This window comes from Streptomyces sp. NPDC019890, from assembly GCF_044903445.1.
GTDB lineage: Bacteria > Actinomycetota > Actinomycetes > Streptomycetales > Streptomycetaceae > Streptomyces.
In genome coordinates, this window is record NZ_JBJDQK010000005.1 from 366,459 (window position 1) to 389,344 (window position 22,886).

At 70.5% G+C, this 22,886-nt stretch carries 19 protein-coding genes; 7 read left to right on the forward strand and 12 right to left on the reverse strand.

What is annotated here, in order from left to right; genetic code table 11:
* Positions 1–37: 37 nt before the first annotated feature.
* Positions 38–1,348, reverse strand: a complete 1,311-nt coding sequence (locus tag ACI2LP_RS16710) for a phosphoribosyltransferase family protein (protein ID WP_404725397.1) — start codon at positions 1,346–1,348, stop codon at positions 38–40.
* 1 nt (position 1,349) lies between these two features.
* On the opposite strand from ACI2LP_RS16710, the gene ACI2LP_RS16715 reads away from it, so the two are divergent.
* A complete protein-coding gene (locus ACI2LP_RS16715) occupies positions 1,350–2,216 on the forward strand; it encodes a TIGR01458 family HAD-type hydrolase (protein ID WP_404725398.1) in 867 nt (288 codons plus the stop codon).
* Between the two features lie 4 nt (positions 2,217–2,220).
* Here ACI2LP_RS16715 and ACI2LP_RS16720 read toward each other — a convergent pair whose 3' ends face one another.
* From ACI2LP_RS16720 to ACI2LP_RS16735, 4 genes are all read right to left on the reverse strand, one after another.
* Entirely contained in the window at positions 2,221–3,303 is a 1,083-nt protein-coding gene (locus ACI2LP_RS16720) for a magnesium and cobalt transport protein CorA (protein WP_404725245.1), read from the reverse strand.
* 92 nt (positions 3,304–3,395) lie between these two features.
* On the reverse strand, positions 3,396–5,549 hold the full coding sequence (locus tag ACI2LP_RS16725; RefSeq protein ID WP_404725246.1) for an NPCBM/NEW2 domain-containing protein: 2,154 nt from the start codon (positions 5,547–5,549) through the stop codon (positions 3,396–3,398).
* Positions 5,550–5,705: 156 nt separating this feature from the next.
* Positions 5,706–6,434 (reverse strand): flavodoxin family protein, encoded by a 729-nt coding sequence (locus ACI2LP_RS16730; RefSeq protein ID WP_404725247.1) that lies wholly within the window; start codon positions 6,432–6,434, stop codon positions 5,706–5,708.
* A 133-nt stretch (positions 6,435–6,567) separates the two neighbouring features.
* Complete coding sequence (locus ACI2LP_RS16735) at positions 6,568–7,308, reverse strand: PP2C family protein-serine/threonine phosphatase (RefSeq protein ID WP_404725248.1); 741 nt, start codon at positions 7,306–7,308, stop codon at positions 6,568–6,570.
* Positions 7,309–7,529: 221 nt separating this feature from the next.
* Here ACI2LP_RS16735 and ACI2LP_RS16740 point away from each other — a divergent pair, with 221 nt between their 5' ends.
* On the forward strand, positions 7,530–9,485 hold the full coding sequence (locus ACI2LP_RS16740) for a nitrate- and nitrite sensing domain-containing protein (RefSeq protein WP_404725249.1): 1,956 nt from the start codon (positions 7,530–7,532) through the stop codon (positions 9,483–9,485).
* Between the two features lie 157 nt (positions 9,486–9,642).
* On the opposite strand, the gene ACI2LP_RS16745 is transcribed toward ACI2LP_RS16740, so the two are convergent.
* The 4 genes from ACI2LP_RS16745 to ACI2LP_RS16760 form a co-directional block, all read right to left on the reverse strand.
* Positions 9,643–10,083, reverse strand: a complete 441-nt coding sequence (locus ACI2LP_RS16745) for an SRPBCC family protein (RefSeq protein WP_404725250.1) — start codon at positions 10,081–10,083, stop codon at positions 9,643–9,645.
* A gap of 126 nt (positions 10,084–10,209) precedes the next feature.
* Positions 10,210–10,533, reverse strand: a complete 324-nt coding sequence (locus ACI2LP_RS16750) for a GYD domain-containing protein (RefSeq protein ID WP_404725251.1) — start codon at positions 10,531–10,533, stop codon at positions 10,210–10,212.
* A gap of 114 nt (positions 10,534–10,647) precedes the next feature.
* Positions 10,648–11,358: a YoaK family protein gene (locus ACI2LP_RS16755; RefSeq protein ID WP_404725252.1), complete on the reverse strand. Its 711-nt coding sequence runs from the start codon at positions 11,356–11,358 to the stop codon at positions 10,648–10,650.
* 108 nt (positions 11,359–11,466) lie between these two features.
* Entirely contained in the window at positions 11,467–12,822 is a 1,356-nt protein-coding gene (locus tag ACI2LP_RS16760) for a glutamine synthetase family protein (RefSeq protein WP_404725253.1), read from the reverse strand.
* Between the two features lie 263 nt (positions 12,823–13,085).
* Here ACI2LP_RS16760 and ACI2LP_RS16765 point away from each other — a divergent pair, with 263 nt between their 5' ends.
* Complete coding sequence (locus ACI2LP_RS16765; RefSeq protein ID WP_404725254.1) at positions 13,086–13,658, forward strand: MarR family winged helix-turn-helix transcriptional regulator; 573 nt, start codon at positions 13,086–13,088, stop codon at positions 13,656–13,658.
* Positions 13,659–13,814: 156 nt separating this feature from the next.
* Positions 13,815–14,630: an acetoacetate decarboxylase family protein gene (locus tag ACI2LP_RS16770; RefSeq protein ID WP_404725255.1), complete on the forward strand. Its 816-nt coding sequence runs from the start codon at positions 13,815–13,817 to the stop codon at positions 14,628–14,630.
* A gap of 65 nt (positions 14,631–14,695) precedes the next feature.
* Here the strand turns inward: ACI2LP_RS16770 and ACI2LP_RS16775 are convergent, their stop codons facing one another.
* The 3 genes from ACI2LP_RS16775 to ACI2LP_RS16785 form a co-directional block, all read right to left on the reverse strand.
* On the reverse strand, positions 14,696–17,161 hold the full coding sequence (locus ACI2LP_RS16775) for a SpoIIE family protein phosphatase (RefSeq protein ID WP_404725256.1): 2,466 nt from the start codon (positions 17,159–17,161) through the stop codon (positions 14,696–14,698).
* Positions 17,162–17,263: 102 nt separating this feature from the next.
* Complete coding sequence (locus tag ACI2LP_RS16780; protein ID WP_404725257.1) at positions 17,264–17,983, reverse strand: gamma-glutamyl-gamma-aminobutyrate hydrolase family protein; 720 nt, start codon at positions 17,981–17,983, stop codon at positions 17,264–17,266.
* A complete protein-coding gene (locus ACI2LP_RS16785; protein WP_404725258.1) occupies positions 17,980–19,467 on the reverse strand; it encodes an aldehyde dehydrogenase in 1,488 nt (495 codons plus the stop codon). The genes ACI2LP_RS16780 and ACI2LP_RS16785 overlap by 4 nt, the downstream gene beginning before the upstream one ends.
* A gap of 123 nt (positions 19,468–19,590) precedes the next feature.
* On the opposite strand from ACI2LP_RS16785, the gene ACI2LP_RS16790 reads away from it, so the two are divergent.
* Genes ACI2LP_RS16790 through ACI2LP_RS16800 form a run of 3 tightly spaced genes read left to right on the forward strand, consistent with a single transcriptional unit; the run spans position 19,591 to position 22,871 of the window.
* Positions 19,591–21,078: an aldehyde dehydrogenase gene (locus tag ACI2LP_RS16790; protein WP_404725259.1), complete on the forward strand. Its 1,488-nt coding sequence runs from the start codon at positions 19,591–19,593 to the stop codon at positions 21,076–21,078.
* Entirely contained in the window at positions 21,071–22,030 is a 960-nt protein-coding gene (locus ACI2LP_RS16795; RefSeq protein ID WP_404725260.1) for a catechol 1,2-dioxygenase, read from the forward strand. The genes ACI2LP_RS16790 and ACI2LP_RS16795 overlap by 8 nt, the downstream gene beginning before the upstream one ends.
* Positions 22,023–22,871 (forward strand): fumarylacetoacetate hydrolase family protein, encoded by an 849-nt coding sequence (locus tag ACI2LP_RS16800; RefSeq protein ID WP_404725261.1) that lies wholly within the window; start codon positions 22,023–22,025, stop codon positions 22,869–22,871. The genes ACI2LP_RS16795 and ACI2LP_RS16800 overlap by 8 nt, the downstream gene beginning before the upstream one ends.
* Positions 22,872–22,886 lie beyond the last annotated feature (15 nt).

The window sequence follows — 22,886 nt, forward strand, 5'->3', positions numbered from 1 at the left end:
AGCGCACTGCCATGCCCGTCACGGCGTCCGGGCGCGCTCAGCCGTGCGGCTGTCCGACCGGTGCCACCAGGTGCATGGTGAACCAGTCGCGGGCGAGCTCGGCAACCCGGTCCAGGGCCCCCGGCTCCTCGAAGAGATGGGTGGCACGCGGCACGACCTCCAGGCGGCACTCGCAGCGCAGCTCCTGCATGGCCTGCCGGTTGAGGTCGAGGACCCTGGTGTCGCGGCCGCCGACGATGAGGAGTGTGGGCGCGCGTACGTCGGTGAGGCGCGGCCCGGCGAGGTCGGGCCGGCCGCCGCGGGAGACGACGGCCCCGATGTCCGTCTCGTCCGTCCCGTTGCCGTCCGCCGCCGCGAAGGTGCCCGCGGCCAGCAGTGCCGCCGCGGCCCCGGTGCTCGCGCCGAAGTAGCCGATACGAACGGGCTCGCGTTCCCGCAGCCAGCGGGTCGCGGCCGCGAGACGCCTGGCCAGGGTCCCGATGTCGAAGACGTTCGCCCGGTCGGCCTCCTCGTCCACCGTGAGCAGGTCGAAGAGCAGGGTGCCCAGGCCTGCACGGTTCAGGGCCGCCGCCACGAGACGGTTGCGCGGGCTGTGGCGGCTGCTGCCGGAGCCGTGGGCGAACATCACGACCGCCCCGGCGCCCTCCGGCAGGTTCAGATCCCCGAGGAGCCGCACCCCGCCCGCTTCCACCTCGACCTCGCTCTCGACGGCCTCCCCGGCCGCCTCGGCGAGCAGGGCCGCGACCTCCTCGTCGGAGGTCTGGGAGAAGTCCTCGTACCACTCGCCGACCGCGCGGAACGCGCGCGGCGTGGCCAGGCACACCACCTCGTCCGCGTCGGCGCGCAGCGAGTCGAGCGAGTCCGGCGGCGCCACCGGTACGGCAAGGACCACACGGGCCGCGCCCTGGGCCCGTACCACCTGGCACGCAGCCGCCGCGGTGGCGCCGGTCGCGATTCCGTCGTCCACGATGATCACGGTCCGGCCGCGCAGCGGCAGCCGCGGCCGATGGGCGCGGAACCGTTTCGCCTGCCGCGCCAGCTCCGCCTCTTCGGCCCGCTCGACCGTGGCGAGCTCCTCCCGCCTGGCCCGGCTGCGGCGGACGATGTCGTCGCTGATGACCCGCACCCCGCCCTCGCCGATGGCCCCGAAGCCGAGCTCCCGGTGGTAGGGCACACCGAGCTTGCGGACCACGATCACATCGAGTGGTGCGCCGAGCGCCCGCGCGACCTGGAAGGCCACGGGCACTCCGCCCCGTGGCAGGCCGAGCACGACGGGTTTCTCCCCCTGCAGGTGCCGTAGCGCCTCGGCAAGTCGTCGTCCTGCATCCGTGCGGTCGGTGAAGAACACCATGGGTCACTCCCGCTTTCGTAATAACCCCATTTGTGGCTGTTTAGCAAGCGGGCGTCACGCCGACGGTACGGTCGTGCGCATGGAGCGAATCGGAGCGGTCCTGATCGACATCGACGGCGTGCTCACCGTGTCCTGGAAGCCGCTGCCCGGCGCCGTGGAGGCCATGGAACGGCTGCGCGCCGCAGGTCTCCCGCTGGCGCTCGTCACCAACAACACCTCACGGACGCGCGCAGTGATCGCCGAGCGGCTGGCCGGGGCGGGGTTTCCGGTCGAGGCCGACGACATCCTCACGGCACCGGCCGTGACCGCCGCGTATCTTCGCGAGCACTACCCCAACGCCCGCTGCCTGCTGCTGAACAGCGGTGACGTGAGCGACGATCTCGGCGGCGTGACGCTGCTCGACGAGGGGGACGGCGTGGCCCCGGACGTGGTCGTCCTCGGCGGCGCGGGGGGCGAATTCAGCTACGCGGCGCTCAACCGCGCCTTCCGTGAGCTCCAGCGCGGCGCCCGGCTGGTCGCCATGCACCGGAACCTGTACTGGCGTACGTCCCAGGGCCTCGACCTCGACACCGGAGCCTTCCTGTTGGGCCTGGAACGAGCGGCCCGCGTCGAGGCGGAGATCACCGGGAAGCCCGCGGAGGCGTTCTTCGCCACGGCCCTGATGCGCCTGGGCGTGACGGCGTCCGAAGCTCTGATGGTGGGCGACGACATCGAGTCGGACGTCCTGGCGGCGCAGCGCGGCGGAATCACCGGTGTGCTGGTGAAGACGGGCAAGTATCTGCCTCAGACGCACGAAGCGGCCGACGGGACGCCGGACCATGTGCTCGACTCCTTCGCGGACCTCCCCGAACTGCTCGGGGTCTGACCGCCTAGAGCCAGCCGTTGCGCCGGAAGCTGCGGTGGAGGACGAGGCAGGCGGTGGCCATGACGGCGAGGACCAGGGGGTAGCCGTAGGTCCAGCGCAGCTCCGGCATGTGCTCGAAGTTCATGCCGTACACGCCGCAGACCATCGTAGGTACGGCGATGATCGCCGCCCACGCGGTGATCTTGCGCATGTCCTCGTTCTGCGCGACGGTCACCTGCGCGAGATGGGCCTGGAGGACCGAGTCGAGCAGGGCGTCGAACGACGTGATCTGCTCGGTCACGCGCGCCAGGTGGTCGGCGACGTCACGGAAGTACGGCTGTATCTCCGGGCCGACCGCCGGCAGCGGCTGGTTGGCCAGGGCGTGCAGCGGCCGGTCCAGCGGCGCCACCGCGCGCTTGAGCTCCAGCAGCTCGCGCTTGAGCTGGTAGATCCGGCCCGCGTCGCCGCGACCCGCGTGCTCGCTGAAGACGGCCGTCTCGACGGCGTCGATGTCGTTCTGCACGGCGTCGGCGACGCCGAGGTACTCGTCGACGACATGGTCGGCTATGGCGTGCAGCACGGCGGCGGGACCTTTCGCCAGCTGCTCCGGAGTGTCCTCCAGGGCCTCCCGGAGCGGGCCGAGCGAACCGTGCCCGCCGTGCCGGACCGTGATCACGAAGTCGGGACCTGTGAAGATCATCAGCTCGCCGGTGTCCACCACCTCGCTGGTGGCGGTGAGCTCCTCGTGGTAGACGTAGCGGCAGGTCTTGAAGACGGCGAAGAGCGTTTCTCCGTACCGCTCCACCTTGGGCCGCTGATGTGCGTGGACCGCGTCCTCGACGGCCAGCGGATGCAGCCCGAACAGCTCGGCGACCCCGGCGAACTCCGCCTCCGACGGCTCGTGCAGCCCGATCCAGACGAAGCCGCGGCCGGTCTTGCGGACCCGCCGCGCGGCTTCGTCCACGGGACCGGCATCGGCCTGCCGTACGCCGTCCTCGTAGACCACGCAGTTCACGACCGTGCTGCCGAGCGGTGAGCGGGCCGGATGGCTCAGGTCCACCGTTTTGCGGTAGGCACGGCGCACGGCACGGCGGAGGTTGCGGATCATCGGCACGGCGGAGCTCCTTCGGACAACTCGCCGACCAGTGTGCCACCGCCGGTTGTCCGAGCCTGCCCCGCCGTGCCCGCCGTCACCCCGCCTCAGGCGCAGGTGAGCCTGGGGACTGCCCAGTCGGCGTGGTCGTAGTCGACACCGTCGCCGCTGTCGGTCACGACCAGCCTGAGCTCGAGGCCGCCGCTGAGATCCGCGGTCAGCGCCTTGGGAGCGTCGGCTCCGGTGACCCTGCCGCTGTCGGCCACCTTGGTCCCGTCCCGATAGATCTGGAACACCACCGACCCGTTCGTGCCACCCGACTCGTCGTCGACGCCGACGCTCGTGGTGAGGGTGGAGCAGCCGGCGCCGAGGTAGTACGTGATGTCGCTGGCCGCGTGTGTGCCGAGCCCCTTGGCGTATGTCGTGCCGCCGATGGTCAGGGTCCTGCCGTCGGCGGCGCCCTGTTCGCCGTTGCTGCGGTCGCGTTCGACGGGTCCCCAGCCGCCCACTGCTGCTGTCCACGGCAGGTCGCTGACCGCGTGCGTCCCGGCGGCGGGGCCCTTGCCGCAGGCCAGCCGGGCGTTGGCCCAGTCGGCGTGGTCGTAGTTGATGCCGTCGCCGCCGTCCGTGGCGAGAAGTCTCAGCTTTGTACCGCCGGTGAGGTCGGCGCTCAGGCGCGTGGGCGGATCGCTCGCTGTACGCACTCCGCTGTCGGCGACCAACGCCCCGTCCCGGTAGATCCGGAAAGCGACCGAAGCGCCCGCTGTCGACTCGTCGTCCACACCGACGTCGACGCTCAACGACCGGCAGGCGCCGCCCAGGTGGTACGTGATGTCGCTGGCCGCGTGTGTGCCGAGCCCCTTGGCGTATGTCGTGCCGCCGATGGTCAGGGTCCTGCCGTCGGCGGCGCCCTGTTCGCCGTTGCTGCGGTCGCGTTCGACGGGTCCCCAGCCGCCCACCGCCGACGTCCACGGCAGATCGCTGAGCTGGCTGACTCCGGTGGGCGGCGGCACCGGAGTGCCCGGCGTCACGCGGTACATCACCGTGCCGTGCGCGGGCACCGAGGCGCTGATGGCACCCGTGATGGTGCTGTTCTGCTTCGACCAGAGGTCCTTGAGGGAGTACGAGGAAGCGCCCCCGATCCCGATCGCGTCGACGCTCGTCGAGATCGTCCTCGTCGTGGTGGTCTCGTTCGTCAGCGTCACGGAACGGCCGCCGTCGGCAAGGGGTTTCGACATCACCACCAGACCGCCGGAGCCGGCCACCACCGTCCCCTGCTTGCCCAGGCTGTCCTGGTCGACCGCGATGACGTCCGTGTTCTTGAGGATCGCGAGCGTCGATGCAGAGGCGCTGCGCAGATCACTGCCGATGAGCAGCGGCGCGGCCATCTGCGCCCAGAGGCTGAAGTGGGTGCGGTACTCGGTGTCGGTCATCCCGCCGTTGCCGACCTCGAGCATGTCGGGGTCGTTCCAGGCACCGGGCCTGGCGTACGGCGCGAGCGACTGGTTCCGGTGCGCGATGCCGATCATGCTGGACCAGGAGTCGCTGATGTCCCCGGTGGTGCGCCAGGAATTGCCGTACTCCGCAGCCCAGTTCCAGGGCTGGTTCTCCCCCCACTCGCAGATGCTGTAGAGGATCGGCCGCCCGGTGGCCCGGAGCGCGTCCGCCATCGCCTTGTAGCGCTGCTTGGCGTCGGCGCCGGTGTTGTTGCAGTTGTCGTACTTCAGGTAGTCCACGCCCCAGGACGCCCACAGGTTGGCATCCTGCTGCTCATGCCCGAGCCCGCCAGGAAAGCCCTGCACGTCACAGGTCTTGGTGCCGGCGCTGGAGTAGAGGCCGAACTTGAGCCCCTTGGAGTGCACATAGTCCGCGACAGCCTTGATCCCATGCGGAAAGCGCACCGGATCGGGCACGAGATTTCCGGAGGCGTCGCGGTTCGGCAGGGCCCAGCAGTCGTCGATGTTGACGTAGGTGTAGCCGGCGTCCTTGAGACCTTGGGAGACGAAGGTGTCGGCGACGCCTTTGACCATGGCCTCGTTGAACTCGGCCCGGCAGTGGGTGGAGTTCCAGTTGTTGAACCCCATCTGGGGTGTACGGGCAAGTCCGTTGTCAGCGGCGGGGGTTGGGGCCGGTGTTGGGGCCGGGGCTGCGGTCGCGGCCGCTGAGGCGGGCGCACCGGCCAGGAGCGAGCCCCCGGCGAGAAGGGCGAAGGCGGCGGCAGCGGCCAGGCGCTGTCTGAAGGTGGGTCGTTCGGCAGGCATGTGCGGCTCCGTGTGGGGTGAATGGCGCACAATCAAACGAGGACGAACGAAAGCCACCACATCTCAGCGCCGAGTCAGGGCCATGTCAATAGATCGGGCCCGCCCTGACCGCAGGACGCTCGCCTGACCGGCGACGCCTGACCGCCCCGGATCGCCTCAGCGGTGCTCGGGGTTGGGGAAGTCGAAACGGCACCCCGCGTCCCATTCCGAGCGCTGGTTCCCATGGGCCGGGATGCCGCCGGACTGCTTGAGCAGGGCGGCCAGGTGCATCAGGTTCCAGCTCATGAAGGTGGTGTTGCGGTTCGTGAAGTCGTTCTCCGGCCCGCCCGACCCCGGGTCGAGATACGACGGCCCCGGTCCGGCCTCGCCGATCCAGCCCGAGTCCGCCTGCGGGGGGATGGTGTAGCCGAGATGCTGGAGGCTGTAGAGGATGTTCATCGCGCAGTGCTTGACGCCGTCCTCGTTGCCGGTGATCAGACAGCCGCCGACCCGACCGTAATACGCGTACTGCCCCCGCTCGTTGAGGAGCGACGAACAGGCGTAGAGCCGCTCGACGATCTGCTTCATCACCGAGCTGTTGTCACCCAGCCAGATGGGCCCCGCCAGCACCAGGATGTCGGCGGCCATCACCTTTTCGTACAGCGCGGGCCACTCGTCCGTACTCCACCCGTGCTCCGTCATGTCCGGCCAGACACCGCTCGCGATGTCGTGATCGACGGCCCGGACGACCTCGGTGGCGACGCCGTTGGACTCCATCACCGCCCGGCTCTTCCCGATCAGGCCCTCGGTGTTGCTGACCTCCGGAGAGCGCTTGAGGGTGCAGTTGATGAACATCGCGCGCAGGTCGTCGTAGCGCGGCGGAGTCGGGGAAGTGGGAGAAGTCATGGACGCCCTCCTGGGGTGCGGCTCTCGCGGGGGAGCGTAGTGCCGGAGGGCGGGGATTCTCGGTCCTTGCAACAGCAGAACCCTCGGTCGGCTCAACGAGTCGACCGAGGGCTGAGGCTGAGCGTCATGGTTCCTATTCGCCGATACGCACCAACGCGAGCGTGATGTTGTCAGGCCCGCCGGCCTCGATGGCGGCCTTCCACAGCTCGAAAGCCGCCCTGCCGTCGTCGTGCACCCGCAGCAGCATGTCGAGCTCGTCGTCCGGCACCGGGTCGGTCAGCCCGTCGGTGCACACCAAGTAGCGGTCGCCCGCGGCCAGTGGAAACGCATTCACGTGTGCCGTGACGGCGCTGAACACGGAGTTGCCGCCCAGCGTCTGCGTGACGGCCGAGGTGGTCCGGCGCCCCAGCGCCGGCGGCGGACTGTCGTCCACGCTCACCTGGCGCAGTCCGACCCGACCCGCCTCGAACACTTTGCTGTCGCCGACATTGAACGCCAGCAGCGAGTCCGCCAGCACGACGGCTCCCGCGACCGTGGTCCCCATCGTGACCAGATCCGGATGACCGTCGGCGGCCGCATACACCGAGTGATTGCATACGTCCAGGGCGTCACGAATGGCACTCTCGCTGTCGATGGCAGGACCGAGCGAGGCGAGTTGGCGGACGACCAGCGCACTGGCCACCTCACCGGCCGGCTGCCCGCCGAGCCCGTCGGCGACCGCGACGACGAGCGGTGAGCCCAGGGGGAACACCAGCGTCTGGGGGTTCTCCGTCACGGTGCCGCACAGGGTCCACGGCCCGACGACAACGCTGTCCTCGTTGTGCTCGCGAATCAGCCCGACATGACTCAACGCGGTCACAGCTATGTACGGCACCGCAATCTCCGCCTCTCCGCAGCGGCAGGCGTGTCCCTCCCCACCATTGTGACGCCGGGGAGGGTGCCGGGTCTCGCGGAAGCGGCGCCGGACCCTGTGCTGCGTTACGGGAAAATGGCGCCCGGTGCCCGTCGTGGCCCGGCCTTCTGTGAACCGTGCGCAACCATTCCCTTACCGTCGGGAAACCGCACCGGGCATATTCGTTTGTAGCGTCGTTGAACGTGAAGCGCACCCAATTACGCCTTCTGCCGCAACCGCCCGCCCTGCCCGGCTGGGGCACGATCCGCGGTCGTGTGGCCATCGTGCTCGCCGTCCCCACCTGTCTGCTGCTGGTCGTGACCGGCGTCGGCGTCGCCGACCGGGCGGCCGACTGGTCCGCGGCGCGTGAGACCGCCGGCCGGGTCGAACTCCTCATCGAGGCCCAGGGCCTCGTGCGCCAGCTGCAACGCGAACGGGGACTCACCAATGGTCTGCTGGGCGGCGCCGCGGAGTACCGCGACGACGTCGACGCCCAGCGCGCTCGCACCGACACCGCCCGCAGGGGATTCGACGCCCTCCTCGGGGAGGGCAGCGCGGGAGCGGACACCGCCGATGCCCTACGGGAGGCACTCACCCCGGTCGCGGCGCTGACCGCCATACGCGACCAGGTGGACGGCGGTAGTGCCCGGCGCGCCCCGACCCTGACCGCGTACACCAAGGCGATCGACGGGCTGATCGGCGCCGCGGCGGCCGAACCGGCTCGTGGTGACCGTGCCCTCGCCGAGTCGATGGGCGCCCTGCAGGCCCTCGCCCGGGCCACCGAGGCCGTCGCCCTTGAGCGCGGCTCCCTCAACGGGGTCTTCGCGGCCGGGCGTTTCAAGGGCAGCGAGTTCCTCGACTTCACCGAGGTACGGGCGGACCGGCTGGCCTTCCTGCGTCAGTACGCCGAACTCGCCACCCCCGCCCAGCAGTCCGCGCTCGACGCCGCCTTCGCCACGCCGGAGGCCAAGCGCGCCACCGGCTACGAGAAGCGGGCCGAGGGCGGAGCCGATGGCAGCCGGCTCGCCGTGAGTCCCGGCAGCTGGTGGTTGTCGATGACCGCGCTCGTCGACCAACTGCACGGTGTTCAGGGGAAGATCGGCGCCGAGGTACGGCTTCGCGCGGACCGGCTCGGGGACGACGCCACCGGCCAGCTGGGCGGTTTCATCGGCCTCGGTGTGCTCATCCTCGCGGTCGCCGCCGCGCTCGCGGTGCTTTCCGCCCGCTCGATCACCCGGCCGCTCGCCGCCCTCGCCGATGAGGCCGACTCGGTCGCCCGGGCCGGACTGCCCGCCGCTGTCGCCCGGATCCAGGAGGCCGACGTGGACGACGAACTCGTCTCCGGGGCGTCCCGCCGGGTGCCTGACAGCGCCCGCGAGATCACCCGGCTCGCCGCCGCCCTGCACAATGTCGAGCACACGGCGATCGGTCTGGCGACCGAGCAGGCTGTGCTGCGCCGCAACAGCTCGGAGTCGCTGGCCTCCCTCGGCCGCCGCAACCAGGCGCTGCTCTCCCGCCAGCTCGGCCTGATCACCACCCTGGAGAGCCAGGAGATCGACCCGGACGCACTCGGTGAGCTCTTCGAACTCGACCACCTCGCCACCCGCATGCGCCGCAACGCCGAGTCGCTGCTCGTGCTCGCCGGGGAGGAGCTGCCACCGCGCACCTGGTCGGGCCTGGTGACGGCGGCCGAAGTGGTGCAGTCGGCGATCGCCGAGGTGGAGCAGTACCAGCGGGTCGCCGTGGTCGACGTACAGGACGGCCGGATCCGCGGCCGGGCCGTCGCCGAGCTCTCCCATCTGCTCGCCGAACTCATCGAGAACGCACTGCTCTTCTCGCTGCCTTCGCATCCGGTCGAGATCTACGGATGGCGCGACGGCGGCGAGTACTGCCTCGCGGTCGTCGATCGCGGCTCGGGCATGACCGCCGAGGAACTGGCCCGCTCCAACGCCCGGCTCGCGGGCCGGGAGACCTTCCTGGTCGCCCCCACCCGCTACCTCGGCCACTTCGTCGTCGGGACTCTCGCCGCCCGGCTCGGTGCCCAGGTCGAACTGCGCCCCACCCTGGGGCAGGACGGCGCCTGCGGAGTCACGGCGTACATTGCCCTGCCGACCACCCTCGTCGATGTGCAACAGACGCACGCGGCGGCGGCCGGCTGACCTCGGTTCCCAGCAACGGCGGGCGGCGGCGCCCGCTCTATGGAAACTGACGGTCGGCGCGAAGCGGGACCGGGGCCCTGCCGCACGTCGGGTGCGGCGACGAGCCGCTACGGGATGCGCAGGGTGCCGCCTCCCGCTCCACGCCGAGCGGGAGGCGTCACAGGGCTCGCCGTTCCCCTTCCACCAGCTCCTTGAACAGCTCGAGGTCGCTGCGTACGAGCCGTTCGATCGCGGCCGCCTGGGCGAACCCCTTGGGCCCGCCGAACGCCTCTTTGACGGCGCCCGGGTCGTACTCGATCCGGGCCTGGACTTGGGTGTGATCCCGGTCGATGGGCAGCAGTGAGAAGGTTCCGGCCAGGTCCGGACCCATCGTGGTCTGCCACTCCATCGTGTTTGCCTTACCGCGGTCGGTGATCTGCGCTTCGAACTCCTGAGCCCGGCCGCCCGCGGTGACGTCGAGGTGCGCCCGGTGCCCGTCCTCCCGGCGAGCCTCGCTCACTCCTTCGAGGAATCGCGGATAGGTCTCCACATGGTGGAGGCAGTCCCAGGCCACATTCATCGGCACACCGACGTCGATCTGTTCTTCGAGAGTGCTCATCGGCCACCTCAAAACTCGGTACACGGTCTACGGGGCCATGTCTCCAGTGTGCTCCCGTAGGCGCGATGGCGGCTGATGCCGGCGCAGGGCTTGCGGATCTCGTCGTCTGCACGAAGGGATGGCGCGTCATGCGCCGCCGGGTGCGTGGTACTCCACCTTCTGCTGGACGGCCTTGTCGATCTCCTCGGGCGACAGCAGCACGACCGTGCTCGTACGAACGCCGCCGGCCGCGGACACGACCAGACCCATGGCCGCGGCGGACGTGTTGCTCGGCAGCTCCACGATGACGTACAGGTCCTCGTCGCCGAAGGCCCAGTAGAAGGATTCGAGCCGGCCATCGAGGCTCTCGACCATGCGCTTGACGACCTCACGGCGCGCGGTGGCGCCTTCCTTGAACACGCCGTTCAGTCCATCCACGGTCATCTTGACCCTGAGGAGGTATTTCGGCATCGGAGTCCGCCTTTCACGTGCGGCTGAGTGATGTACCCCTTCCACATGTTCGTTCCGCATGCGGCCTCCGTCGCGAGGGCGGCCGCCATATGGCTGACACCCTCGAGGCTCCGCTCAGCCGGGCTCCGGTGCGCGCCGGCGCGGTACGAAGCCGAAGCCGAGCGCGATGGCCATGACACACGCGGCCGTCACCAGCAGCACCACCGGCGGCCGCACAGCCTGGTGCAGCATCCAGGCACCGAGCAGCCCACCCGCGAACATCGCACCGACCGAAGCGGCCCGACGGAGCTCGGGGCCCGCGCCGGAGGGGATCTTTGTGTCGAGTCCCAGGGGCGAGGCGCCGAAGAGGGCCGTGATCGCCCGGGTGACCCGCGTGGTCGGCAGGTCCGCCACACTGGCCCGAAGGGTCGTCACACTCCGCATGCCCATCGCCAGAGCCACCAGGGCGGCCACCGCGTAGTGCCGACTGGAGAGCGGCTCGTGGAGCCGCTCGATCTCCCGGGCCACCAGCCCCGCGATGCCCAGCAGCACGGCTTCCGCGACGAGGGCCACCACGAACCACCGGCGCCCGCGGACATCCATGCCCGACTCCAGCTGGGCGCCCAGGAGCGCACCCGCGGCGAACCCGAGGAGCGAGGCCGTCGACGCCACGACGGAAAATCCGCCGGCGCCGGCGACCGCGAAACCGAGGAAGAGCGTGTTGCCGGTCTGGACGGCGGTGAAGACCGGGCCGAGCGTGAGGAAGCTGACCGCCTCGACCATCCCCGTCGTGACGGTGAGGGCCACCATGGCTGTCGTCAGAGCGGCTTCGTGCTTCACCGTCACGGGCGCACTCCTCACCGTCCTGACTGCATCGGCCCTCCGAGTCTCGGCGGGGCCCACGACCCGAACCGCCCATTGCGCCGTCTGTGGGCCGTGCAGAAGAGCCGGCGGTCAGAGCAGCTGGGCGTACTCGCGGAACTCCCAGTCCGTGACGTGCCGTCGGAAGCGGGCCAGCTCGTCGCGCTTGAAGGTGAGGAAGGCGTCGACGAAGGGTTTGCCCAGTACCTCGGTGAGTTCGTGGTCGGCTTCCAGGGCGTCGAGCGCGTCGCCGAGGTGGGTCGGCAGCTTGGGGGCGCTGGTGGGGTCGTATCCGTAGCCGCTCATTGGGGCGGCCGGCTCGGCTGCGGCCCGGATGCCCAGATGGACGGCGGCGACCAGACCGGCGATGGCGAGATAGGGGTTGGCGGTGGCGTCACCGAGCCGCATTTCCAGGCGGGATCCGCTGCCGCGCTCGGGCGGGATCCGCACCATGGCACCGCGGTTGTCCAGACCCCAGTCGATGAGCCAGGGCGCGGCGGTGTCGGGGCCGAAGCGCTTGTAGGAGTTGATCGTCGGGTTGAACAGGGCGGCGAGTGCGGGCGCGTGGGCGAGCAGACCGGCGATGGCGTGGTGGGCGGTGTCGGACAGCCCATGGGCCTGACCGGGTGCGTCGAAGACGTTGCGGCCGTCCGTGTCGATGACAGAGATGTGCAGGTGGAAGCCGGAACCGCCGCCGTCGTTGAGGGGTTTGGCCATAAAGGTCGCCAATCGGCCCTCGGCGCGGGCGAGTTCCTTGACCGCGGCCTTGAAGCGGAAGGCCCGGTCGGCGGCGTCCAGGGCCTCGGAGTGGTCGAGATTGATCTCGAACTGGCCGCCGTCGAACTCCCGGTTGCCGCCGCTGGCGCCGATGCCGATGTCGTGCAGATGGCGCAGCGTGCGCAGCAGGTGTCCGTCCGGATCGCCCTTGCGCCCGACGGTGTAGACATTGCCCGGTGCGGCGGCGTAGCGGCGCCAGCCGAGGGGCGAGGCGGGGTCGGGGTCGAGCAGGACGTACTCCAGCTCGGGGCCGACCACGGCCGTCAGCCCCCTCTCGGCCAGTTGTCCGGTGACCCGGCGCAGCAGGTCGCGGGGTGATTCGGGCGCGGGAAGCCCTGTCTCGGGGTCACGGGCGTCGCCTATGCACCAGGCCACCCCGGGTTCCCAGGGGAGCGGGACCAGGGTGCTCAGGTCGGGCCGTACCGCGATGTCGGGCATGCCGGCATCGAGACCGCCGGGTATGTCGGAATGGTCGCCCAGCGCGCCGGTGTGGTAGATCGCGCGACAGAAGGCCAGGCCGTGGCCGGTCGCGCTCGGCAGGTGGTGGAGCAGGATGTCCCGGCCGCGATCGGAGCCGATGAGGTCGGGGTAAGCGATGCGTACGACATCGATGCCCTGGGCGGCGAGTGCCTCGATCTTCTGCTGGATCTGTCCGGACTGGTCGGTGCTCACCGTCTGTCTCCTCAGGTACGGGCAGGATGCGGCGGTACGTGGAAATCTCGCCCGTATCCCCATGGTGCACACGAGATCTGTGCCCTGAGCGGGCTGCGGTGACGCCACACCTATTCGTTTGAAGTCAAACGATATGCTCGGAAAAGCTCCCCCGCAAGAGGTGGTTCGCCATATTGATCCGACAGCGGGGCGGCGGGTTAGATTTGGGCGCAAACGAGCCAAGTGGGGCGGCGGGAGTGCCGCTCGCGACCGAGGGGGAGCCAGTGTCCGGCCACCGTTCCATCGTCGAGACCGAGAAGGCTGTCCAGGAGAAGCTCGGCGACTTCCAGCTGCAGAGAGAGCAGATGGCGGCCGTCGCCAACATCCATCGCGCGGCGGCCGCCGTCCGGCAGCATCTGGAGAATTCGGTGCTGCGCCCCTCCGAGCTGACCTGGACCGGGTTCGTGGTGCTCTGGGTGCTGTGGATCTGGGGCGAGACGGAGACGCGTCATGTGGCCGAAGAGGCGGGGATCACCAAGGGGACGCTCACCGGTGTCGCGCGGACCCTGGAGTCGCGGGGGCTGGTGTCGCGTTCCGTCCATCCGGAGGACGGCCGGCGGGTGCTGCTCGTGCTGACCCCGCAGGGCGAGGAGGTCATGGAGAAGCTCTTCCCGGCTTTCAACACCGAGGAGGCGTTCGTGGCCTCGCGGCTCAGCTCCGAGGAGTGTCTGCGGCTCGCGGACGGCCTGCGTGCCATCGTCGCCCAGCTCGAAGAGCACGGCGAGGAGCGGCGGCTGGAGCTGCTGGGCGGGGCGGAGCCCAAGCCGCGCCGCTCGGGCCGGCGACCCCGGGCCTGATCCGCCCTGGCCTGAGCTGCCCGGCACTCCCGCTCGTCGCGTGGGCGGTGGCCCCGGGCTGGGGCCATCCGTCCGGGGGCTTGCGGGAGTGCCACCCTCCGGAGGTATCGTATGGATCCAAACGATTCTTGCGCTCCACCTGGCAAAGGAGGCGCCATGGCCGGCGTCCGCGGATTCTTCCACCCCAAGACCGCTACCGGCGGCTCGTCCCTCGTCCCCGCGCCCCCGTGGTACTACTCCGGCGACCTGATCACCATCGAGTACCGGACCGAGCCGGAGCGTGTTGCGGAACTGCTCCCGGAACCCCTGGAGCTGGCCGACGAGGACCCGGGCGCGGTCGCCCTGATCTGGGCCGACTGGCAGTCCTGCGGCGGCTCGAAGGAGGAACTGCTCGACCCGGTGCGCGCGCAGTACAAGGAGTGCTTCGCGGTGGTGCGCTGCACCTACCGAGGAAGGACGTACTCCCGCTGTGTGTACATCTGGGTGGACAAGGACTTCGCGATCGCGCGCGGCTTCCATCAGGGCTACCCGAAGAAGCTCGGCTCGATCCATATGACGCGCCCCCATCCCTTCGGGCCCGCGCCGCGGATCGAGGCCGGGGCGGCCTTCGGGGCGACTCTCGCCGCGGCCGACCGGCGGCTGGCCGAGGCGGTGGTGACACTGCGGGAGCCGGCTGCCGACAACGGCTTTGTGAACAGCCATCCGATGGCCCACCACCGCTGGCTGCCGTCGATCGAGAAGGGCAAGGGGCTGGCGCTCGACGAGTTGATCGAGACCGGCGCGGCATCCTTCGAGGCCGGTCAGCCCTGGGCGGCCGACGCGGACCTGGCGCTCTTCGAAGCCCCGACCGAAGAACTGGCCCGACTGGAGGTCAAGGAGCTCATCGGCGCCTACTACCGGCAGGTGGGCGTGTGCTGGGACGGTGGCAGCCTGCTGGAGTCGGGCACCTCGGGAGCTTCGGGCGCCGAGTAGTGGCCGGGGCATCGGGCGTCGTACCGCGAGCGGGTGCAGGGGTGTTGCCCGCAGCGGCCGGGCACTCACTGGCCCCGGGCAGCGGCGCCGGGGCCCTCGTGGAGGGGCTGTTCGGCCCAGATGGTCTTGCCGCGTGCGTCGTAGCGGGTGCCCCAGAACTCGGCCAACTGCGCGACCATGAACAGCCCCCGGCCTCCCTCGTCGGTCTCCAGCGCGTGCCGCACGTGGGGTGTCGTACTGCTGCCGTCGGAGACCTCGCAGATCAGGTCGCGGTCGCGGATCATTCGCAGCCGGATCGGTGGAGTGCCGTAATGGATGGCGTTGGTGACCAGTTCGCTGACTATCAGCTCTGTGGTGAACTCCAGCTCTTCCAGCCCCCATTCGGCCAGCTTCCGGATGGCGAGCGCGCGTGCCTCGGCCACCACCTCGGGCTCGGACGTCAGCTCCCAGGTGGCGTGCAGATCCGGATCCAGCCCCCGCATCCGCGCGACCAGCAGTGCCACGTCGCCCTGTGGGCGGATCGGCACCAGCCGGCGGATCACCGCGTCGCAGATGGTGTCGAGTGCGGGGGACGCGGTGAGACGGGGCTCGGACAGAGCCGCGCGGAGGCGCTCGGCACCTGTGCCGGCGCTTTGCTCCCGGGACTCCACCAGACCGGCGGAGTACAGCACGAGCAGTTCCCCGTCGGCCAGAGTCACCTCGGTGTCCTCGAACGGAGACCCGCCCCGGCCGAGCGGAGGCCCGTCGGGCAGATCGAGGATGTGGACCTTCCCGTCCGCCGAGGCGCGCGCGGGTGGCGGATGACCCGCACAGGCCAGCACGCAGCGCCGTGAGACCGGATCGAAGACCGCGTACAGGCACGTCGTTCCGGCCGCCCCGGCGGTGAGCCCTTCGCCGTGCTCGTCGTGGAACCGGTTGACCTGGTCGTCCAGATGGGTCAGCAGCTCCTCGGGTGACAGATCGAGGTCGGCGAGCGTCCGCACGGCGGTACGCAGCCGTCCCATGGTCACTGCCGCGTGCAGGCCGTGCCCCGCCACATCTCCCACCACCAGCGCCACTCGCGCGCTCGACAGCGGGATCACGTCGAACCAGGAACCCCCCAGACCGGCATGCGCGCTCGCCGGCAGGTATCGCGACGCGGCGTCCAGTGCCCCCAGCGCCGGCAACCGCTGCGGAAGCAGACTGCGTTGCAGGGCAAGTGCCGTCGCCCGCTCCCGGCTGTACCGACTCGCGTTGTCGATGCACACGGCGGCACGTGCCACGAACTCTTCGGCCAGCAGTACGTCATCGGCCTCGAACGGATGCGCCCGCTTGGAGCGTACGAAGACCGCCGTTCCCAGTGCGGCGCCCCGCGCGAACATCGGGACCAGCAGCCAGGAATGGACGCCGTACTCGCTCACCGTCGTGGCCCGGCCGGGGTCTGCCTCCGCGAACTCGGCGATCAGTTCCTCGCCCGACATCAGCAAGGGCTCGCCGCTCGCCAGGGCAAGCGTGAACAGTGATCCCGGCCCCGATGCGAATGGGTCGATGTCCCCCATGGGAACCATCGCCTCGCTGCGCGCACCAGGTGCGACCGAGCTCGCCGCCCGGCGCATGGGCATGGCCCCGGGCACGGGACCGGCCACCGGCTCCGCGCCGCCGAAGACCGGGTCCAGCAGGTTGACATAGGCGTGGTCGGCGAACCGCGGGACGGCCACCTCGACGAGCTCTTGCGCGGTCTTCAGCACGTCCAGCGTGCTGCCGATCCGTGTGCTCGCATCGTTCACCAGCGCCAACCGCTCCCGCGCTCTGGCCCGTTCGGTCACGTCGAGAACGGCATGCGCCAGTGCGATCACCTCCCCCGTACGGCTGCGGAGCGGAAGGATGGACTCGGACCAGACGTGCTCACGGTCCGGGTCGCCGGGGGTGCGGCCACGCACCTCCGTCTCGAGCTGAGCCTCACCGGTCTGAAGGACTCGCCGCTGCCGCGCCTCGAAGGCCGCCATGTCCAGCAGGCCGGGAGGCGCCACGTCGGCCATGGTGCGCCCCCTGAACTCCCTGCCCGCGAACGTCCCGGCGCGGGCCTGTGCGTCGTTCTGGGCCAGGAAGCGCAACTGGGTGTCGAAGACATCGATGACCACAGGGGATTCGGTGAACAGTCCTCTCAGGAGCGCGTCGCCGAGTTCGTGGCGCCGTGCGGCATCGGCATCCGTCACCTGGATCAGCCACTGCGGGTCACCGGCGGTGGACACCAAGGCACGTGCCTGCAAGGTGACCTCGATGCCCCGTCCGCTCCGGTGCCGCAGGACCGTCTGCCCCAGCTGGACCACCGAAGCCACCCCGCACCGCCCCACGAGGCCGGCGGCGTCCGAGCTGTTGTGCAGCAGTTCGGTCCCGCGCCGGCCCCGGACCTCCTCCGCCGTGTAGCCGAGCAGGTGTTCCGCCTCCGGGCTCAGTCCCAGCAGCACACCGTGCACATCCAGGACGGCGTAGGCCTCATCGCCCGGCTCCGAAAGGACGCCGGAAGCGTCGGGGAATACGGGGTCGTGCATCTCTCCGCCCACTTCTTGATCCGAGGGGCTCAGTTCTCCGGGGCCTGGGCCAATTGTCTCTTTGATCCACTTCTTGTGCAGCCTGCGTGGCGGGCGACCGAGCTACGAGCGCGCGGCTTCCACCAGTGCCTCGAACAGGGCCCGACTCCTCGCGTCGGTGGCGGCGGTGTCCTCGGGATGCCACTGCACGGCGACGAGCCAGCCGGGTGAGCCGGGCCGCTCCAGCGCCTCCACGGTGCCGTCGGCTGCTCGGGCGGTGACCGTGAGGCCGCGGCCCGGCCGGTCCACGCACTGGTGGTGGTAGCAGGAGACGTCGGCCTTGTCGTCCGCGAGAGCGTCGGCGAGCAGCGAACCGGGCGCCACGACGACCGGGTGCGTGAGGTGGCGGTGTTCGCCGTCCGGGCCGCCCATGTCCTGGCGGAGGGTGCCGTTCAGCGCGGTGTTGACGATCTGCAGGCCGCGGCAGACGGCCAGGGTGGGAAGTCCGGTGCCGAGTGCGTGGTGGGCGAGGGCGAGGTCGAAGGCGTCCTGCTCGTCGTCGATGTCGTAGAGGTCGGGATGGGCGTGCTCGTCTCCGTACCGGTGCGGGGAGATGTCGCCGCCGCCGGGAAGCAGAAGTGCGTCGCAGCGCTCCAGGCGTTCGGCGACCTCGGTGGGGTCGGCCTGGCCGCCCGGGGCGTGGGGGTGCAGCGTGAACGGCTCGCCGCCGGCCCGGTAGACGGCCTCGACCAGGGCGCGCGCGTTGACCTCGGCGGCGTAGCGGAGTGCGGAGGCGGACGAGGAGAAGCGGGCCGGGACGGCGATCAGCGGGCGGTACGTCACAGCTGGATCCAGGTGGTCTTGAGTTCGGTGAACTTCTCCAGGGCGTGCGCGGACTTGTCCCGGCCGTTGCCCGACTGTTTGTAGCCGCCGAAGGGGACGCCCGGGCCGCCCTCCTCGTAGCAGTTGATCCAGACGGTTCCGGCGCGAAGCCGCCGGGCCACCCGGTGGGCTGTGGACAGGTCGGCCGTCCACAGCCCGGCGGCAAGCCCGTACTCGCTGTCGTTGGCGAGGGCGACGGCCTGCTCGACGGTGTCGAAGGTCAAGACGGACAGCACGGGGCCGAAAACTTCCTGGCGGGCGACCCGCATATGGGGGGTGACCTGGTCGAACACGGTGGGCCGGACATGGAGGCCGCCATGGTCGGGGAGCGCGGAGCCGCCGGTGCGCAGCCGGGCGCCGTCCTGACGGGCCCCGGCGATATGGCCGAGGACGCTGTCGAGCTGGCGGGCGGTGGCGATCGGGCCCATCTCGGTGGCCGGGTCGAGAGGGTCGCCGGCGCGCAGGGTGCGGGCGCGCTCGACCACGGCGTCCACGACCTGCTCGGCGACGGAGGAATGCACCAGCAGCCGGGAGGGCGCGGTGCACATCTCACCCGCGTTGAAGAAGATGCCCCAGGCGGCGGTCGCGGCGGCGGTGTCCAGGTCGGGTGCGTCGGGCAGCACGATGTTGGGCGATTTGCCGCCGAGCTCCAGCCAGACCCGCTTGAGGTTGGAGTCCGCGGCGTAGCGCAGATAGTGGCGGCCTACGGCGGTCGAGCCGGTGAAGGCGACGACGTCGACGCCGGGGTGGAGGCCGAGCGCCCGGCCTGTCGCGGGGCCCTGACCGGTGACCACGTTGAGCACGCCGTCCGGGAGTCCGGCCTCGGCACCGAGGCGGCCGAGCCGCAGAGCGGACAGCGGGGTCTGCTCGGACGGCTTGAGGACAACGGTGCATCCGGTGGTGAGCGCCGGCGCGATCTTCCAGGCGGCGAGGGTGAGGGGGAAGTTCCACGGGACGACGGCGGCGACCACACCGATCGGTTCGCGGGTGACCAGGGCGAGGGCGTCATCGCCGGCCTGCGGTGCCTCGTCTAGGTGCTTGTCCGCCAGTTCGGCGTAGTAGCGCAGGGTGTTGATGACGGCGCGCAGTTCGATGCCGTACGCCTCGGTGACGGGCTTGCCCATCTCCAGACTGATGAGCAGGGCGAGCTCGGTGCGGTGCTCCTCGACCAGGTCCGCGAAGCGCTGCAGCACCCGGCCCCGCTCGGCGGCCGGCAGTCGGGGCCAGGAGCCGTGGTCGAAGGCGCGGCGGGCGGCGGCGACGGCGCGGTCGACCTCGTCAGGACCGCCGTCGGCGACCTCGGCCAGGACGTGGCTGTCCCGGGGGGAGACCAGCGGGAACACGCCGCCCTTGCCGGGTTCGTCGCTGCCGTCGATGAGGTGGTGCACGGGTGGCGTGAGCCCTGCGGCCAGGGACAGCCACTCGGCGTGGGTGGTTGGTGGCATGGAAGCTCCCGAGATTATGTTTGGGATCAAACGATAGCCTTGGTGTCCTGAGTGCGGAAGGTCTTGACCGGTCACCGGGTGCTGGCTAGTTTATTTGGAGCCAAACGATTCGGAGGCTCTCAGATGTCTGAACGGCACGACACGGCGGTGGTGACGACGGTCGCCGGGGTGGCGGTCGACACCCGTCACTGGATCGACGGGCGACGGGTCACCTCGTCGGCCACCTTCCCCGATGCCTCGCCCATGGACGGCGCCCCGCTCGCCGAGATCGCCCGAGGCGGCGCGGCCGAGGCATCGGCCGCCGTGACCGCGGCCCGCGCCGCGTTTCCCGGCTGGGCGGCGACCGCCCGCGAGGAGCGGGCCCGCATCCTGCACGCGATCGCCGACGGCGTCGACAAGCGCATCGAGGAGCTGGCGGCCGTCGAGACCGCCGACAACGGCGCCCTGCTCCGCTCGCACCGCCGGGGCGTCATGCCGCGCGTCGCGCACAACTTCCGTTTCTTCGCCGACTGGCTGCTGACGCTGGGCCACGAGGACTTCGAGACGCGCGGTCACACCAACCACGTCTCCTGGGACCCGGCAGGCGTCTGTGCGCTGATCACGCCCTGGAACGCCCCGCTGATGCTGGCCACATGGAAGGTCGCCCCCGCACTGGCCGCCGGAAACACCGTCGTCCTCAAGCCCGCCGAATGGTCTCCGCTCACCGCGTCCCTGCTCGCCGACATAGCCGCCGAGGCCGGGCTCCCCGCCGGGGTGCTCAACGTCCTCCAGGGCTACGGCGAGGAGGCCGGCGCCGCCCTCGTCTCGGACCCGCGCCTGGCCCGGATCAGCTTCACCGGCTCCGTACCCACCGCCCGCCACATCGCGGCCGCCGCGGCAGCCAACCTGGTCCCCGTCAGCCTCGAACTCGGCGGCAAGTCCCCGCTGCTGGTCTTCGCCGACGCCGACCTGGACCTCGCCGTCGAGCTGGCCGTAGAGCAGTACGACAACGCAGGCCAGGTCTGCCTCGCCGGCACCCGGCTGCTCGTTGAGTCCTCCATCGCCGAGGAGTTCACCCGGCGCCTCGTCGAGAAGAGCGCCGCGCTGCGCCAGGGCGACCCGCGCGACGAGGCCACCGGCATCGGCCCCAACATCCACCCCGACCACGTCGCACGCATCGACGGTTTCGTACAGCGCGCACTCGCCTCCGGCGCCCGCGCCGTCATCGGCGGCGGCCCCAACACCGAGCTGGGCGGGCTCTACTACCTCCCGACCCTCCTCACGGACGTCGCCCCCGACGCCGAAATCGTCACGGAGGAAGTCTTCGGCCCGGTGCTGACCCTGCAGACCTTCGACACCGAGGAGGAGGCCCTGGCGCTGGCCAACGGCACCCGTTTCGGACTCGCCGCCACGCTCCTGACCGGCGACCAGGAGCGTGCCCACAGGGTCACGAAGCAGCTGGTCGCCGGCACCGTCTGGGTCAACTGCTTCTTCGTACGGGACCTCCAGGCCCCGTTCGGTGGCTCACGGCAGTCCGGCATCGGCCGCGAGGGCGGTACCTGGAGCTTCGACTTCTACTGCGACGTCAAGAACACCGTCACCGCGCCGAAGGGCTTTCAGCACCATGGGTGAGATCGTCGGGGCCGGGATCGTCGCCCATGTGCCCACCATCATGCTGCCCGAGGCCACCCGCCGGGAGCTCAACCACGGCGAGGACACCACCCTGGTCGCCGGTCTCGAGCGGCTGCGCCGCGAGGTCTTCGAGACGAACGCGTACGACACCGTGGTGCTGCTGGACTCGCACTGGGCCACCACGGTGGAGTTCGTCGTCACCGCGCACGACCGCCGCGCCGGGCTGTTCACGTCCGAGGAACTGCCGCGCGGAATGTGCCGGATCCCGTACGACTTCCCCGGTGACCCCGAACTCGCCCACGCGATAGCCGCGCACGACGAGAAGCACGGCACCTGGATCACCCCGATCGACGACCAGCACCTGCCGATCTTCTACGCGACGGTCAACCTGTGGAAGTACCTCGGCGTCGAGGGCAAGCGATGGATCTCCATCGGCGTGTGCCAGACCGCAGACACCGAGGACTATCTCCGGCTCGGCCGGGCGATCGCGGACGGCATCGCCGCCACCGACCGCAAGGTCCTGTTCATCGCCTCCGGCGCCCTGTCGCACACCTTCTGGCCGCTGCGCCAGATCCGCGACCACGAGGCGAGCGGCCTCGAGCACATCTTCACCCCCGAAGCGCGCGCGGCCGACGAGGAGCGCATCGCCTGGTTCCAGCAGGGGCGCCACGACCGGGTCCTGCAGACCATGCCCGAGTTCCTCAACCACAAGCCCGAAGCCCGCTTCGGTCACTACCTGACGATGGCCGGCGCACTCGGCGAGGAGCGCCTGAGCGCTCCCGGCCGGCTGTTCAGCGCGTACGAGAACTCGGTCGGCACCGGCCAGGTGCACATCTGGTTCGACCGGCCGGCGGCCGGCTGGACCGCCCCGCGCGCCATCCGGGGCGGTCTGCGCCACGACCCCCATCACCATGTCGACCCTCATCACCACGAGGAGCCCCTCCATGCCTGAGTACCGCCGCATCCTGCTCGACGGCGCCGTGGCCGAGGTCGTCCGTGAGGGTGACGAGCTCGTCGCCGCCGACGGCCGCCGGGTGAAGACCGGCGAGGCGCACCATCTGCCGCCCGTCGTTCCGTCCAAGGTCGTCGCGGTGCACCTCAACCACCGCAGCCGGGTGACGGAGTTCCAGACCTCGCTGCCGCCCGCGCCCACCTACTTCCACAAGCCCACCTCGTCGCTCAACGCGCACGGCGGCGCGATCGTCCGTCCCGAGGGCTGTCAGTACCTCAACTACGAGGGCGAGGTGGCCATCGTCATCGGCAGGACGTGCCGCAACGTCTCGCCTGCCGAGGCGGGTCACCACATCGCCGGTTACACCGTCGCCAACGACTACGGCCTGCACGACTTCCGCGACACCGACGCCGGTTCCATGCTCCGCGTCAAGGGTTCTGACACCCTGTGCCCGCTCGGCCCCGGCCTGGTCACCGACTGGGACTTCCACGGCAAGCGGCTGCGCACATACGTCAACGGCGAGGTGGTCCAGGACGGCTCCACGGACGAGATGGAGTGGGACATGCACTATCTCGTCGCGGACATCGCCCGCACCATCACCCTCTTCCCGGGCGACGTGCTGCTCTCCGGCACCCCGGCCAACTCCCGCCCGGTCCGGCCCGGCGATGTGGTCGAAGTCGAGGTCGAAGGTCTCGGGAAGCTCACCAACCACATCGTCACCGGCCCGGTCCCGGTGCGCGACGACTGCGGAGCCCAGCCCACCGCGTCCGAAGAGGTGCTGTCCACGGCCTTCGGCGGCGACTGGGAGTTCCGCGGCATCCGTCGGCCCCAGCGGCCCTGACCCGGTACGAACAGG

Coding starts and splice junctions, on each gene's coding strand:
- ACI2LP_RS16750 (WP_404725251.1), bottom strand. CDS start 10,533: ATGCCGAAATACCTCCTCAGGGTCAAGATGACCGTGGATGGACTGAAC.
- ACI2LP_RS16725 (WP_404725246.1), bottom strand. CDS start 5,549: ATGCCTGCCGAACGACCCACCTTCAGACAGCGCCTGGCCGCTGCCGCC.
- ACI2LP_RS16715 (WP_404725398.1), top strand. CDS start 1,350: ATGGGTCACTCCCGCTTTCGTAATAACCCCATTTGTGGCTGTTTAGCA.
- ACI2LP_RS16795 (WP_404725260.1), top strand. CDS start 21,071: ATGGGTGAGATCGTCGGGGCCGGGATCGTCGCCCATGTGCCCACCATC.
- ACI2LP_RS16775 (WP_404725256.1), bottom strand. CDS start 17,161: ATGCACGACCCCGTATTCCCCGACGCTTCCGGCGTCCTTTCGGAGCCG.
- ACI2LP_RS16800 (WP_404725261.1), top strand. CDS start 22,023: ATGCCTGAGTACCGCCGCATCCTGCTCGACGGCGCCGTGGCCGAGGTC.
- ACI2LP_RS16790 (WP_404725259.1), top strand. CDS start 19,591: ATGTCTGAACGGCACGACACGGCGGTGGTGACGACGGTCGCCGGGGTG.
- ACI2LP_RS16730 (WP_404725247.1), bottom strand. CDS start 6,434: ATGACTTCTCCCACTTCCCCGACTCCGCCGCGCTACGACGACCTGCGC.
- ACI2LP_RS16785 (WP_404725258.1), bottom strand. CDS start 19,467: ATGCCACCAACCACCCACGCCGAGTGGCTGTCCCTGGCCGCAGGGCTC.
- ACI2LP_RS16720 (WP_404725245.1), bottom strand. CDS start 3,303: ATGATCCGCAACCTCCGCCGTGCCGTGCGCCGTGCCTACCGCAAAACG.
- ACI2LP_RS16770 (WP_404725255.1), top strand. CDS start 13,815: ATGGCCGGCGTCCGCGGATTCTTCCACCCCAAGACCGCTACCGGCGGC.
- ACI2LP_RS16745 (WP_404725250.1), bottom strand. CDS start 10,083: ATGAGCACTCTCGAAGAACAGATCGACGTCGGTGTGCCGATGAATGTG.